10 protein-coding genes and 1 pseudogene are annotated in these 14451 nt (G+C 66.3%); 7 read left to right on the forward strand and 4 right to left on the reverse strand.

The features are described from left to right. Positions 1-47 precede the first annotated feature (47 nt). Together ASF79_RS16650 and ASF79_RS16655 are read right to left on the reverse strand one after the other, a co-directional pair. Positions 48-1190 carry a Gfo/Idh/MocA family protein gene (locus tag ASF79_RS16650; protein WP_268751152.1) on the reverse strand — a complete coding sequence of 381 codons (1143 nt, stop codon included), beginning with the start codon at positions 1188-1190 and terminating at the stop codon, positions 48-50. Positions 1191-1272: 82 nt separating this feature from the next. Then, on the reverse strand, positions 1273-2328 hold the full coding sequence (locus tag ASF79_RS16655; protein ID WP_055782166.1) for a substrate-binding domain-containing protein: 1056 nt from the start codon (positions 2326-2328) through the stop codon (positions 1273-1275). A gap of 226 nt (positions 2329-2554) precedes the next feature. Between ASF79_RS16655 and ASF79_RS16660 the strand changes: the two genes are divergently transcribed. Genes ASF79_RS16660 through ASF79_RS16670 form a run of 3 tightly spaced genes read left to right on the forward strand, consistent with a single transcriptional unit; the run spans position 2555 to position 6323 of the window. Then, complete coding sequence (locus ASF79_RS16660; RefSeq protein WP_055857342.1) at positions 2555-4030, forward strand: sugar ABC transporter ATP-binding protein; 1476 nt, start codon at positions 2555-2557, stop codon at positions 4028-4030. Then, the gene (locus tag ASF79_RS16665) at positions 4027-5037 is read left to right on the forward strand and encodes an ABC transporter permease (protein WP_055857195.1); all 1011 of its coding nucleotides are present in this window, start codon (positions 4027-4029) and stop codon (positions 5035-5037) included. Before ASF79_RS16660 ends, ASF79_RS16665 begins: the two co-directional genes overlap by 4 nt. After that, a complete protein-coding gene (locus ASF79_RS16670; RefSeq protein WP_055857198.1) occupies positions 5034-6323 on the forward strand; it encodes an MFS transporter in 1290 nt (429 codons plus the stop codon). Before ASF79_RS16665 ends, ASF79_RS16670 begins: the two co-directional genes overlap by 4 nt. Here ASF79_RS16670 and ASF79_RS16675 read toward each other — a convergent pair whose 3' ends face one another. Together ASF79_RS16675 and ASF79_RS16680 are read right to left on the reverse strand one after the other, a co-directional pair. Further along, the gene (locus ASF79_RS16675) at positions 6324-8513 is read right to left on the reverse strand and encodes an MMPL family transporter (RefSeq protein WP_055857201.1); all 2190 of its coding nucleotides are present in this window, start codon (positions 8511-8513) and stop codon (positions 6324-6326) included. A gap of 105 nt (positions 8514-8618) precedes the next feature. After that, on the reverse strand, positions 8619-11855 hold the full coding sequence (locus ASF79_RS16680; protein ID WP_235500806.1) for a family 16 glycoside hydrolase: 3237 nt from the start codon (positions 11853-11855) through the stop codon (positions 8619-8621). A 357-nt stretch (positions 11856-12212) separates the two neighbouring features. Between ASF79_RS16680 and ASF79_RS16685 the strand changes: the two genes are divergently transcribed. The 4 genes and pseudogenes from ASF79_RS16685 to ASF79_RS17460 form a co-directional block, all read left to right on the forward strand. Next, positions 12213-12824, forward strand: coding sequence for a hypothetical protein (locus tag ASF79_RS16685; RefSeq protein ID WP_235500807.1), 612 nt, complete (start codon positions 12213-12215; stop codon positions 12822-12824). Between the two features lie 6 nt (positions 12825-12830). Then, the gene (locus tag ASF79_RS16690; RefSeq protein ID WP_055857206.1) at positions 12831-13862 is read left to right on the forward strand and encodes a hypothetical protein; all 1032 of its coding nucleotides are present in this window, start codon (positions 12831-12833) and stop codon (positions 13860-13862) included. Next, positions 13859-14185, forward strand: coding sequence for a hypothetical protein (locus ASF79_RS16695; RefSeq protein ID WP_055857209.1), 327 nt, complete (start codon positions 13859-13861; stop codon positions 14183-14185). Before ASF79_RS16690 ends, ASF79_RS16695 begins: the two co-directional genes overlap by 4 nt. An 83-nt stretch (positions 14186-14268) precedes the next feature. Continuing rightward, positions 14269-14451 (forward strand): annotated as a pseudogene (locus tag ASF79_RS17460) (hypothetical protein); the annotation flags it as partial.

A 14451-nucleotide genomic window follows, 5' to 3' on the forward strand; every position in this document is an offset into this window, starting at 1 on the left:
CGGCAGCGTAGCGCCGACCACGTGAAGGTGGTCGGCGGGCTCGGTCGCTAGACGGCGCTCCAGACGCTCTCCGCGGCTGAGCTGCGCTCGACGGCGTCGAGTACGCGCTGCACCTGCAGCCCGTCGTCGAAGCTGGGGCGCGGCTGCTCGCCGGCCGAGACGGCGTGTACGAAGTCGCGCACCTGGTGCGAGAAGCCGTGCTCGTAGCCCAGCATGTGCCCCGCCGGCCACCACGCTTCGATGTACGGGTGCTCGGGCTCGGTGACGACGATCTTCGAAAAGCCGCGGCGCGCGGGGTCGACGGTGGCGTCGTAGAACTGAAGCGAATTGAGGTCTTCGAGGTCGAACGAGAGGGCGCCGAGCGTGCCGGCCACCTCGAGGCGCAAGGAGTTCTTACGGCCCGTGCTCATCCGGCTGACCTCGAAGTTTCCGAGCACTCCGTTGTCGAGCCGACCGACGAACACGGCGCGGTCGTCGACCGTGACGGGCGAGAGCCGGCCGTCGGCATCCGGTCTCTCTGGCACGAGAGTCTCGATCGTGCCGCTGACCGACGTGACGGTGTACCCGGTCACGAATTGGGCGAGGTCGATAGCGTGCGCGCCGATGTCACCCAGGGCTCCTGAGCCGGCGAGCGACTTGTCGAGGCGCCAGGTGAAGGGCGACTGCGGATCGACCAGCCAGTCCTGGTGGTAGGAGGCGGTGACCTGCCTGACGTCGCCGATGTGGCCCTGCGCGACGAGGTCGCGAGCCAGGGTGACGGCGGGAACGCGACGATAGGTGAATCCGACCATCGCGAGAACGCCGTCTGCTGTGGCCGATCGCGCGGCGTCGGCCATCGCTCGGGCCTCGTCGACGCTGTTGGCCAACGGCTTCTCGCAGATGACGTGCTTGCCGGCAGAGAGGGCGGCGCAGGCGATCTCGGCGTGCGAGTCGCCGGGAGTGACGATGTCGACCACGTCGATGTCGTCACGGGCGACGACCGAGCGCCAGTCGTCGGAACTCTCCGCCCATCCCCATTGCTCTGCAGCGTCTTCGGCACGAGCGGCGTCGCGGCCGACGAGCACCGTCATCTCGGGACGGAGCGGCAGATCGAAGAAGCGGGGAGCGACCCTCCATGCCTGGGAGTGAGCTGCTCCCATGAATCCGTTGCCGATGAGTGCGACTCGCAGAGGCGAGGGGGAGGAGGTCACGATGGTACGTCTTTCTCTGGTGGTGAGTGGTGCGCCGAGGCGCTATCGGGCGGAGAGACCGCGTCTCCCCGCCCGATATGGATCAGGACTCGAAGGCGGTCGGCAGGTACGTCTCGACGTTGTCCTTGGTCACGACCGGCGCATCGAGCTGGATGGTGCGCGGGATGGACGATCCGGTGAGCTCGTCGAGCCCCTCGCCCAGAACGATGAGACGCGCGAGCGAGACACCGTCTGCGGCCTGGGTCGACGGGTAGATGACGGTCGCCTTGAGCACGGTGTCATCGGCCTGGATCGAGCGCATCACGTTCGCCGAACCGGCGCCGCCGACCATGAAGAAGTCGTCGCGACCGGCCGCATCGATGGCGGCGAGGACGCCGACGCCCTGGTCGTCGTCGTGGTTCCAGAGCGCATCGATCTTGGGTGCGGCCGACAGGAGCTGCGAGGCCGCAGCCTCACCGCCCTGAACTGTGAAGTCTGCGGCGACCCGGTTGGACACCTCGAGGCCGCAGTCTTCGAGCGAGTCCTTGAAGCCCTTGCTGCGATCCTGGGTCAGCGGAAGGCTGTCGATGCCGGCGATCTCGGCGACCACCGCGTCTTTCTTGCCGTCGAGCTGCTCGCAGATGTAGTTTCCGGCGCTGACGCCCATGCCGTAGTTGTCGCCTAGGATGGTGGTCCGCGCGGCGAACGTGCTGGAGAACTCGCGGTCGACGTTGATCACCGGGATTCCGGCCTCCATGGCGCGCGTGGCGACATCGGTGAGCGCGGCTCCGTCGGTCGGCAGCAGCACAATCGCGTCGACGCCATCGTTGATGAACGTCTCCACCTGGCTGATCTGCAGGTTGGCGTCGTTGGTTCCCTCGGCCACGATCAAGTCGACGTCGTCGTACTTCTCTGCTTCGGAGATCGCTGCCGAGTTGATTGCTCCGAGCCATCCGTGGTCTGCTGCGGGGCCAGAGAAGCCGATGGTGATCGTGCCGTCGGCCGCGCCGCCGCCACCCTCGCTCGAGGAGCTGGACTTGGGGGCCGATGTCTCGGGGGTTGTCGATCCCGACGTGCAGGCGGTCATGAGCGAGAGGGCTGCAACCGCTGCTCCTGTGGTGAGGGCGAGCCTCCCCATGACGTGACGTGTGCTTCGCATTGTGTTCCTCCTGGATGTGATTGCTGCTGCGGGTGCCGAGGGAGACAACTGCAGAGCCTGAGAGGACTCGTGCGTGTCTGCGCTGACGAAAGTCACGATATCAGAAGTCGACGAGAACGCTTCAACTTATTTTGGTTGATCGACATAAGTAAACGTCTGCGGGGTCTGTTATGTTGATTGAGTGATCAAAGTCGACCATCAACAGTCATTACTCCACGTTCGAGGCCTGAAGAAGTCCTTCTCCGGCGTTCAGGCGCTCAAGGGAGTCGACCTCGAAGTGCTGCCCGGTGAAGTCCACTGCGTCCTCGGTCAAAACGGAGCCGGCAAGTCGACGCTCATCAAGACGCTCTCCGGCATCAACCAGCCAGACGATGGAGAGATCTTCTGGCAGGGCGAGCTCGTGTCCATCTCCGATCCGGTGACCGCCATCTCGATCGGCATCGCCACCATGTACCAGGAACTCGATGTCGTCGACGGCCTGAGCGTGGCGGAGAACATCTTCTTGGGGCACGAGGTCGATCGCGCCGGCGTCACCGATCGGCGCAGCACGGCCCGGCAGGCCTCCGAGATCATGGCGCGTCTCGGTCACCCCCAGATCGGACCGGGAAGAGAAGTGGGCTCGCTCTCGGCCGCCAACAAGCAGATCGTGAGCATGGGCCGCGCCCTGTCGCACGACGCCAAACTGATCATCATGGACGAGCCCTCCGCCGTGCTCGACTCCGAAGAGGTGAAGAACCTGTTCCGAGTCGTGCGCGAACTCACGAAGGCCGGCATCGCCGTGATCTACATCTCGCACCGTCTCGAGGAGATCCGGGAGATCGGCGACCGCATCACCGTGATCAAAGACGGCAGGACGATGGCGACGAACCTCCCCGTCGCAGAGACCCCCACGAACAAGCTGATCGAGCTCATGACCGGACGCTCGCTCGAGAACGTGTTCCCCGAGCGCGTTCCGGTCGATTCCGACGCGCCCGTGCTCCTCTCTGTAGAGGGGCTCGCGCTCGCCGGTGTCTTCGACGACGTGAACTTCTCTGTGCGAGCCGGCGAGATCGTGGGGCTCGCGGGCCTCGTCGGCTCCGGTCGTTCCGAGATCGTCGAGACCGTCTACGGCGCGCGCAAGGCGACCGCGGGGGTCGTCTTCGTCGACGGCGCACCCCTTGTTTCTGGATCCGTGCGTGCCGGCGTTCACGCAGGAATGGGACTCTCTCCCGAGGAGCGCAAGAGCCAAGGCCTGATCCTCGACGAGCCTGTCTATCGCAATGTCACCCTGGCGAGCTTCGCCCGGTGGGCACGTGGCAGCATCCTCAACGAGCGGGCCGAACGACAGGCCGCCCGCGAGCAGCTCGAAGCGCTCGAGCTGCGCCCCGCCGATCCCGATCGGCCCGCGCGAACGCTCTCGGGCGGAAACCAGCAGAAGATCCTGCTGGCCCGGTGGCTCGTGCACGGCACCCGCATCCTTCTTCTCGATGAACCCACCCGAGGGGTGGATGTCGGCGCCCGTGCAGAGATCTATTCGCTGATCAGAAAGCTGGCAGCGCAGGGCACGGCGATCGTCGTCATCTCGAGCGAGATCGAAGAAGTCCTCGGCCTGTCCGACCGCGTCCTCGTGGTCGCCGACGGTCGCATCATCCACGAAAGCGCCGCTGAGGCCATCACCGAGCACGACGTGCTCGACCTCGTCATGAAAGGAAGTGCCGCATGAGCACTCACGCTGCAGATGTCCACGACGGCGACACGCGTCCCGTTCTCAGCAGGATGCTCGGCGGCTCGGCCGGCCGCAGCCTCGGCCTCGTGATCGCCCTGGTCGCGCTCTTCATCGTGGGCACGATCACGGCCGGAGATCGCTTCGCCAGCTTCGACAACATCCTCACGATCATCCGCTTCGCCTCGATCATCGGCGTGATCAGCATCGGAATGACCTTCGTCATCACGGCCGGCGGCATCGACCTCTCGGTCGGATCCGTCATGGGCCTGGCCACGGTCGTCTCGACCCTCTCCTGGGTGCAGAACTTCGCCTCCTCATCGAGCTGGATCGTGATGGTCGTCGTCGCACTGGCCGTGGGAGGGGCAGCGGGACTCATCAACGGGATCGTGATCGCCTATGGGAACGTCGTGGCCTTCATCGCGACGCTCGCCATGCTCGTGGCCTCGCGAGGCCTCGCCGAGGTGCTGGCGAACCGCACCACGCAGATCGTGAACGAGCCCGGATTTCTGGGTGCGATGCGCGGAGAGCTCATCGGCGTGCCGATCCTGATCTGGATCTTCGTACTCGTGGTCATCGCCGGCTGGTTTTTGCTGAACCGCACCACCTTCGGCCGCCGAACGGTCGCCATCGGTGGAAACCTCGAGGCGGCCCGGCTGGCCGGCATCAAGGTGAAGCGCCACCTCATGTACGTCTACATCCTCGCGGGCCTCACCTCGGGAATCGCGGCCGTCATGATGCTGGCCCGCACCACGGCGGGAACGTCGACGCACGGCACGCTCTACGAACTGGATGCTATCGCCGCGGTCGTGGTCGGCGGCACCCTGCTCATCGGTGGTCGCGGAACGATCATGGGAACCGTCCTCGGCGTGCTGATCTTCTCGACCCTCACGAACGTGTTCACGCAGAACAACCTGTCGACCTCGGTGCAGGCCATCGCGAAGGGCGCCATCATCGTCGTCGCCGTGATGCTGCAGCAGCGCTTCGCGAATCGCTCGCGCAAGTGACGCGTACACAGACCGCACAGCCGATCGGCCCCTCGACTTCGGGGGGCCGATCGGCCGTTCTGCTGATCTCCGCCATCGTTCTGACCGCGTTCAACCTGCGCACAGCCGTCACGGGGTTCAGCCCGCTCCTCGACACCATCGGCGCCGAACTGTCCTTCGGTCCGTCGCTCTTCGGGGCCTTCGGCACCATCGTCACCGCGTCGTTCGCCGTCTTCGGCTTCGCCGCCGCGGCCATCGCGCGCCGCTTCGGCCTGGAGTGGACGCTCGTCATCGCGACGGCCGCCACGACCGTGGGCGTCGTGCTGCGCGCGGCCAGCCCGAGTGCCACCGCGTTGATCCTGTCGACCGTCGTGGCCTTCGCCGGTGTGGGCATGACCAACGTGCTCATCGTGCCGATCGTCAAGCAGTACTTCGCGAGCCGGCTCAAGTCGATCACCTCGCTCTATCTGTCGCTCCTGCAGCTCGGCCAGTTCACGGCTCCGTTGCTCGCCGTGCCCGTCGCGATGGCGGCCGGATGGCGGGTGGCCGTCGGCATGTGGGCCGTGCTCACCGCGCTCGCCTTCGCGCTGTGGTTCGTCGCAGCGCTCGCGGCCTCGCGCCGCCGTACCCGCGCGAGTGCAGCGGCCCTCGGCGCATCCACTGAGGCGGTGGCGCCCGCGCACACCGTTGCAGACGCCGTCGCTGCACGCAACGACACGAGGTCGCCCGTGCCCGGTGCGTGGCGGTCGCGTCTGCTGTGGAGCATGGTGCTGATGTTCGGCATGACGGCGCTCAATACCTACGCGATCATCACCTGGCTGCCCACCATCCTGGTCGACGCCGGCGCCGATCCGGCTCTGGGCGGGGCGCTGCTCGCCCTCTTCTCCGTCTTCGGGCTCGGGGCCGCCTTCGTCGTGCCTCCCCTCGCGGTGGGCATGCGCAATCCGGTCGTCATCGTGATCGTCTGCGTCGCCCTGCTCGCCGTGGGCTACACGGGGCTGCTCATCGCACCGCTCGACGGAGCGGTGATCTGGGTCATCGCCCTGGGGCTCGGGGTGAGCACGTTCCCGATGTGCCTCACTCTCGTCAACGTGCGCACGAAGACCCCGGCCGGTTCGTCGTTGCTGTCGGGAGCCATGCAGGGCATCGGCTACGGTCTGGCCTGCGTCGGACCTCTGCTGATCGGTGTGCTGCACGACCTCGGCGGCGGCTGGGGCGGCTCGTACGTCTTTCTCTATGTGACCCTGGGCGTGCTCCTCGTGAGCGGCATCGTGGCCTGCAGACCCGGGCAGCTCGAACGGAGCTGACTAGCGGGCGCCGACCGTGACCCGGTCGCGAGCGTCGTCGTTGCGCGTCACCTCGAGGTCGATGACTTTCCGGCGGCCGGGCCCGATCCAGTTGAATCGGCCGAGCAGCGTCATCAGGGCGGGCAGCAGCAACCCTCGAACGATGGTGACGTCGAGCGCTATGGCGATCACCATGCCGACGCCGACCTCCTTCATGCCGACCAGGCTGCTCGTCGCGAATCCGACGAAGACGACCCCGATTGCGATTGCGGCCGTCGTGACGACCGGGCCTGTGGCGGTGATGCCACGGAGAACGGCGCGGTCGTTGGCGAGCCGCGAACTGATCGTGCGATTGCGTGCCGTCCATTCCTCTGTGATGCGTGCGAGCAGAAACACCTCGTAGTCCATCGAGAGCCCGAACGACAGCAGGCCGATGAGCAGTGGCGTCGTCACATCGAGGGCGCCCCACGGAGCGAAGCCCAGTACGCTCGAGCCCCATCCCCACTGGAAGACGGCGACCAGGGTGCCGAGGGTCGCGGCGACGGTGAGGGCGTTCAGCACCACGGCCTTGAGCGGGATGACCACCGATCGGGTGAGCCACAGCAGCAGTGCGAACGTCGCCACGAGCACCACGCCGAGTGCCAGGGGCAGTCGCTCCATGAGATGGGACTCGGTGTCGACGACCTCGGCGGCCGGACCGGCGACCTGCACGATCGGGCCGCCGTCGGCGGAGGCGGCTGCGCCGAGCTCGCGGATGTTCCGCACCAGTTCCTGAGCGTCGGCTCCGGTGGTGTCTCCCCGGGTCGCGAAATCGACCACGGTCACGTCTGCGGGAAGATCGAGCACCTGATCGGCGTCGATCACGAGGTCGTCGGCCGCGATCTCATCGAGGAGGGCCACGACGCGGGCATCGCTGACCGGTGTGTCGATCAGCACCGTGACGGCCGTCTCGCTCACGTCGGTGAAGCCCGTGGTGATGAACTCGCTGGTCCGCCGCTCCTCGGCTTCGACGGGCAGCGCGCGGATGTCGGAGCTGCCGAGCGTCAGCGTGGCGATCGGGGCAGAGAGCAGGAGGAGGAGCGCCCCGGCACCGACGGCGACGAGAACGGGCCGGCGCTGGGCCGTACCCGCGAGGCGGGCCAGAGCCCCGGCGCGGGGCGATGCGCCATCCGGTGTTGAGCGCAGCGGCCACAGCCGCCTGCCCTGGGATGGCACGAAGGCCGGGAACTGGGCGATGAGCGCGGGAAGCAGCGTGAGCCCGGCGAGGGTCGCGAGCAGCACTGAGGCTGCTCCGCCGATCGCCATGCCCGAGAGCAGCGGGTCGCCGAGCATCATCAGTCCGACCAGTGCGATGAACACGGCGAGGCCCGACACGAGAACGGCTCGACCGGATGATGCCACGGTGAGACCGATCACGTGTTCGAGGCCGACCCCGGGCGCCCGACGACGCTCCTCCCGGAAGCGTGCGAGCACGAGCAGGCTGTAGTCGACGGCGAGACCGAGGCTCAGGATGGTGACGATGTTCACGGCGAACTCGTTGACGGGAACGACCGTGATCAGGCCCGAGAGTGCGAGCAGAGCGACGGCGATCACGGCGAGGGCCGCCACGATCGGGAAGGCCGCGACGCGGAATCCGCCGAGGACGACGGCGAGCAACACGAACAGCGCGACGATCGCGAGGCCCTCTCCCAGTGCCGCGTCGGTGACGGCCCGGTCGACGAACTCCTGTTCGGCGAGGAACTTGCCGCCCACCAACACATCGGCCGGCTCGATGCTGTGCAGCAGATTCGAGATCTCTGCCGTGGCGACGAGGAGCTGCTCCTCGTCGAGTGCCTGGGCGAGTTCGACGGTGACCAGCGAGCTGGAGCCGTCATCGCCGACGATTCCACCGGACGTGTAGGCATCCTTCACCTCGACGACACCGGGCGCCTCGCGCAGCTGCTGCATCACGTCGGTCGCGTTCTGCCTGAGTTCGGGGGAGTAGAAGTCTGTTCCAGTGATCGCCGCGGTCACGATCTCGCCCTCGGGATCGAGGTCGTCGAGTCGCAGCTGGGTGGCCATCGACTCGCTGCCTGCCGGAGAGTCCTCGACCGGCGAGGTCTTGTCGAAGACTCCGCCGCCCAGAACGATCCCGCCGACGAAGAGCACGCCCCAGGCGGTGAGCACGATTCGGCGACGCCGCGCGACCCATCGTCCGATCGATTCGAGCATGAGGTGGTCCTTCCGGGGCCGGATGTGACGGGTGGGGGTGATGCGGGAAAGTCCTCGGGGGCGGGTCGGCCGTCTTCACGGTCGGCCCGCCCCCGAGGGATCAGGTCAGCAGGTCTTCGCGGGCCAGGTCACGGAGACCTCTCCCGTTCGTCCTGATCCCGTCGCGGTCACGGTCGCCGAGCCCTCGGGAAGGCTCTTCAGGCGGGTAGTGAAGGTGTGGAACAGGGCACTGCCCGGTTTCACGGCGGCCTGCGACTTATCGCCGTAAGTCGTCTTGATGGCGAGGTCGGTATTCACCGTGTCGCCGTTCGTCGCACGCACGGCGACTAGCGCCTTGCCGGCGACACAGCGCACCTCGGCGGTCGCCGTCACGACGATGGCCGGATCGATCTTCTTGATCCTGATGTCGCGGTACGAGACCGCCTCACCGTTGCCGTGGTTCTGGATTCCGACGAATCCCTTGGAGATGTCGCGTGCCGGGTCGGTGCTGACGAACTCGTTCACGACCGTGCCGTTGAGTACGACCTTGATCGTCTGCCCCTGAACGACGATCTCGTAGGAGTTCCAGCTGCCGACGGGTTTGAGGGCCGCTGTCACCGCCTCCGGGTTCGCGCCCTGGAACGTGTAGATCGATCCCGTCGTGCGGTCGGCGGCATCGGTGGCATCGATCTGGATCTCGTAGCCCTTGTTGACCGCGACGAAAGGATCGTTGCCGGGATCAGGGAAACCGACGAACACACCTCCGTTGTGGTCGGCGACGAGCTTCCAGTCGAGCTTGAGACTGTACGAGTCGAACTTCGTGGGTGTGTACCAGAGCAGACCCAGGCCCCCGCTTCCCCGAAGAGTGCAATCGTCGGTGATGCGGCCGAAGGATCCCGGCCCCGACAGCTTCCACTTCTCGAAGCTCGCCAGCGTTCCGTCGAAGAGGCCGGTGTAGCCCTCCTCCACGGGTGCCGCCGCGCAGATGTCGGTGCTGGCACCGACTGACAGCGCATCGAGGTTCACGTTTCCGGAGTCCCCCGCATCCTGCTTGATCGCGATGGTGTTCGTGCCCGCGACGAGATCGAGGTTGCGGGTCACGGTGGCCCACGTCTTCCAGTCGCCGGTTCTCGGCAGCGACCACGTCGGCTGCTTCTGGCCGTTCACGTACACAGACACTGTCTTCGTGCCGTCGAACGGGTTGGGGCCGTTGGCGTAGCGCAGGTTCACGGGGTAGTTGCCCGCGGCCTCCACCGAGGTCGTGAACGAGACCGCGGCGCCGGTGTTCTGCATTCCTGCGGCGAAACCGCTGCCGGAATACCCGTTGTGCTCGGTGTCGGTCTTCGTGCCGCCCGTCAGCGAGGCGCTCTCAGCCTCGTACCAGCCGCGGTCCGCCGGGGGCACGTAGCCGGGAATCGAGTTGAGCGTGTACCACGCCTCGGTATTCCACAGCTCGGCACCGGATGCCGACGCGAACGGACGCGGGGATCGGAGGTGAACGACGTAGCCGGGCTTCAGACCGTCGACCGCGATGTTCACCGTCTTGCGATCCTCCGAGACCGTCGCACCGGAGACCAGCAGGGTCTCCTCATCGACCTTCGGCCCGCCGTAGTTCGACGTCGCGACGTAGCGCCACTGCTGCGCCTGGTAGGCGGAGGCGATGTTCGCGACCGTCTCGTCGGAGATGGGCTGCGTGTATTCGATCGCGAACCCGGTCTCGGTGACCTTGACGGTGTTCATATCGAACGTGCTGTCGGCCACCGGGGTGAGCTTCTGCAGGCCGAACTTGAGTTTGTCGGACTCGCCCCAGTTGCCGCCCTCGCCGATGCCGCCGACGTAGATCGCGCCATCCGGCCCGACGATCGTGCGGTTGATGCCCGCCTCGAAGCCGGCAGAGTGGCGGAAGATCGCACCCTGGTATTCACCGTCGACCTCTTCGAGGAAGACTCGCTGGAGCCCGCCGTACGTCACGTCGCCGATCAGCATCTGTCCGGCGAACGGACCCTGTTCGAGGATCAGCGGCGCGCTGGGCGAGTTGCCGATCTCGTTCTGCGGAATCCAGACCGCGGGCGGTGTCACCGGGTTGGCGTCGAACATGCCCGCGGGTGTCGTGAAGTGGTTGAAGAAGCGATCCTGCTTCACGTGAACGAGCTTCGAGGCCGGAAGCCAGCCGCCCTGGTTGTCTGTTGCGAACAGCTCTCCGCTGCTGCTGAGCGCGACACCGTTGGGGGTGCGAAGGCCGCCGGCGATGTAGCCGACCTCGCCTGTGGTGCGGTTGATCTTGATGGCCGTTCCACGGTTCTCGCCGGGCTGGGGAACCGTCGTCGCGCCCCCGTTGTCGATCGCGACCGAGAGGTTGACGTAGAAGTTCTCGTCGTCGTGCACGAGACCGAACGCGAACTCGTGGAAGTTGCCGCCGTCGGGCCACTCGCCCACCTTGGTGTGCACGTCGAAGAAGCCGTCGCCGTCGGGATCGGTGAGCTTCGTGAGCTGGTACCGCTCGGAGACGAAGATCTCATCGCCGATCACATCGACGCCCATGGGGTTGAGTAGATCGGTCGCGATCTTGGTGGGTACGACCTGGTCGGCGCTGGTCTCGCCCACGACGTTGTCGAGGGAATAGACGTCCCCGGGCTGCGCGTCGGGAACCCATCCGGCGGAGCTGACCGAGCCGGAGGTGATGACGATGAGCTTCTCATCGTCGGTGAAGTCGAGCCCCGTGACCTTCGGTTCGAAGCCTTCGGGGCGCAGATTCGTGAGCGTGTAGTTGGGGTTGACGGAATCGAGTCGAAGACCATCGCCGGCGGTGTCTGTCGCGCCCTCGCAGTACTTCATGCCCGGAGCCGTCACGCGAACCACGTTCGCGTCGGTGCTGAGCACGGTGTTAGGCACGATCTCAAAGGTCGAGGCGCCGGGCTTCTTCCACTCGAGTTTCAGCTCCTGTCCGTAGCCGCCCTCGAAGTAGTCGATATGCAGCGCGTGCGAACCCGCGGTCAGCGCCGCGGTGCCCTCTTTCGAGGTGTTGCCGTGCAGGCCTCCGTGGTCGACGACGAGTGCGTCGTCGATCAGCAACTTCGATCCGTCGTCGCTCGTCAGTCGGAACGTGTAGGTGCCGGCGGTCGCGATGGCGAGGTTCGCTGTGACCGTCGCGAGGAAGTCGTCGGACAGGCCGAACTGGGCCTCGGTCGTGTAATTGATAGTGGTCATCAGCTTGTCGACATTCGGCGTGGTTGCCGACTTGAGTTGGCAGAAATCAGCTAGTCCCGGTGGCATCTGGAACGCGCGCAGCGTCACCCCCGGCTCCTGATCCGGAAGCGCGGCCTGGGCGACGGGTGCCCCGGCGAAGAGTAGGGATCCGATCACGGCTCCCGCCGACAGAGCCGCGACTGCGGGTCTGAATCTGAGCCGAGAGACCGGCTGTCGTTCTGTTCTGGGCACCATTGCTCCTTTGTGTCATGCACGAAAGCCGAGCGTGTGCGTCTATGCATCTGGTCGGCGTCGACAGTCTAGGTACATTTTGTTCGCCAGGTCTACAACTTATTAATGCCTATCGACAAATGTATCGGGCCCGCCGTATAGTCCTCAGGAGTCGTGAGTGTCAGTGAAGCCACGAATGACCTCCCTGGAGGCCTCGTCGAACACAGCCGTTCCCGCTCCGCCGTCAGTAGCTGCCGACGGCCGATCCTTCCGCGCAGAGCGGACCAATCCAGGAGTAACACAGTGAACAGACGTGCATTCGCACACCGGATGTCCATCGCGGCCGTGGGGGCTCTCACCCTGTCGGTGCTCGGCGGCAGCGGCTTCGCCGCCGCCCTCGACGACCCTTACGGCGACGAAGAGGTGGCGGTCTCGGTTGATATCGCCGAGGTCGAAGGGCCCGGCGCTCTTTCGATGACCGTCGACGGAACCACAGCGGCGCTTGCCGAGACCCCCGGCACTCCGACGACCCGACTGTTCAGTGGAAGCCTGCCCACGGTAACGGTCACTGACACCAGGGCGCCCGAGGACATCCCCGAGGGGGCGTTCTGGTATGTCCTGGGCTCCATCACCGATTTCTCGGGCGACGCGGCGCAACCGGACATCATCTCGGCCGACAGCTTCGGCTGGGCTCCGGTCCTCACCGAAGGCGACCCGGGCAGCGTTTCCGCGGGCGATGAGGTCGAACCCGGTGAAGGCTTCGTCGACCCTGAGATCCTCTCGGTCGCCTACGGCTCTGCCGAGATCGCTCCCGAGGGAAGCTGGTCTGCCAACGCGGGACTGACTCTCAAGACCGGTGCCGACGTCGCTCCGGGCAAGTACACGGCGCAGCTCACACTGTCGCTCTTCGAGTAGCCCGAGGTGAAAGCCCCTGCCATCGTCTCCGCACTCGTTGCGGGTGCCGTGGCCACCATGATGCTCGCCGGTCCCATCGGTGCTGCAGCTGCAGCCTCGCCTTCCACGGCCCCCTCGGGTGACGACGCCATCACCTGGTCCGTCGCGCCCGCCACCGTCGACGGGGTCGACAAGCGCGCATGGGTCGAGCGCACGATCGAGCCGGGGGAGTCGGTGACCGAGTATCTGGCGGTTCGCAATCTCGGCGCGGGCACGACGACATTCTCGCTGAACGCGGCCGACGGGTACTTCACCGAGACCGGTCGTTTCAACATGCTCAAGGCGAATGAGACGTCGACCGACGCAGGAACCTGGATCTCGGTTGCCGACGACGTGACGGTCCCATCCGGTGCGACCGAGATCGTGCCGTTCACCATCACCGTTCCGCAGAACGCGACCCCGGGGGATCATGCGGCCGGTATCGCCGCTTCTGTATCCAGTGTCGGCACGGCCCGCGACGGGGCTCAGATCGGCGTCGACAGCAGGATCGGATTCCGGGTGATGACCCAGGTGACCGGGGAACTCGCACCTGTCATTGCCGTCAGCGGCGTGGATGCCGCCTATGCGCCCTCGTGGAATCCGTTCGCGCCGGGAGAGCTGTCCGTTCGGTACACCGCCGAGAACGCAGGCAACACGCAGTTGTCCTTCGGCGAGGAGGCAGCGGGAGCGGTGACGACTCGGGGTGACCTCTTTCCTGGAGAGGAGCGCCGGGTGACGATGGAGCCCCGTCGCGTGTGGCCTCTCGGTCTCATCTCGGCCGAGGTCGTCGTGCAGGGTTCGGTTCCCCGAGGAGAAGCGATCGAGGTCGCTCCCGTGACAGAGACCATCGTCGTCTGGGCGGTGCCGTGGGCCCAGCTCGTCGTGCTCGCCGTGATCGCAGTGGTGGTCCTCTCCGTGCTCATCTCACGTCGTCGCAGCAAGGCCTCGGTCGCTCGGTTGATCGAGGAGGCTCGTGCCGAGGGACGTCGCGAGCGTCAAGAGACAGGGGCACGATCGTGACGCGTCGATGGGTCATCGGAGTCGCATCGATGGCTCTCGTGCTGGGCACCGTCGTCGTGCCATCGGCCGCCGTTTCGGCAGCAGAACCGCGCGATGACGACAGCGGAATCGTCGTCGGCGTGGAGATCGCTCCGCGAGACGGGTGTGTGCGCGGGTGCGAGATCGCTCCGACGACAGGACCGGATGACGGGTGGGAGCTTGCCGACACGGGAGCAGACATCGCGCCGACCGTCGCGATCGCGCTGGGACTCGGCGCATCCGGCCTCACGATCGCAGCGGTTGCGGGGGCGGCGAGGGGCCGGATCTCGCGGCCGGAGAACTGATTCCGTTCTCGACCAATCCATGTTGGGGAGGGTGGCGAACTACATGTGTCCGCAACAACTCCCCAGCAAAGGAAACTCACCTCATGCGCTCAATCGCCAAGACCTCGATCAGCCTCGCTGCTGCCGGTCTCCTCGCTTTCTCGCTCGCCGCCTGCTCCACGACGTCTGAGTCGACGGAGTCGACCTCGTCGTCGCCCACGTCGTCCGCCGAGTCGACCCCCACACCGGTCGCGTCGATCCCGTCGCTCACCGGAGTCGACACCGCC

Source organism: Agreia sp. Leaf335, assembly GCF_001423605.1.
Classification (GTDB): Bacteria; Actinomycetota; Actinomycetes; order Actinomycetales; family Microbacteriaceae; genus Agreia.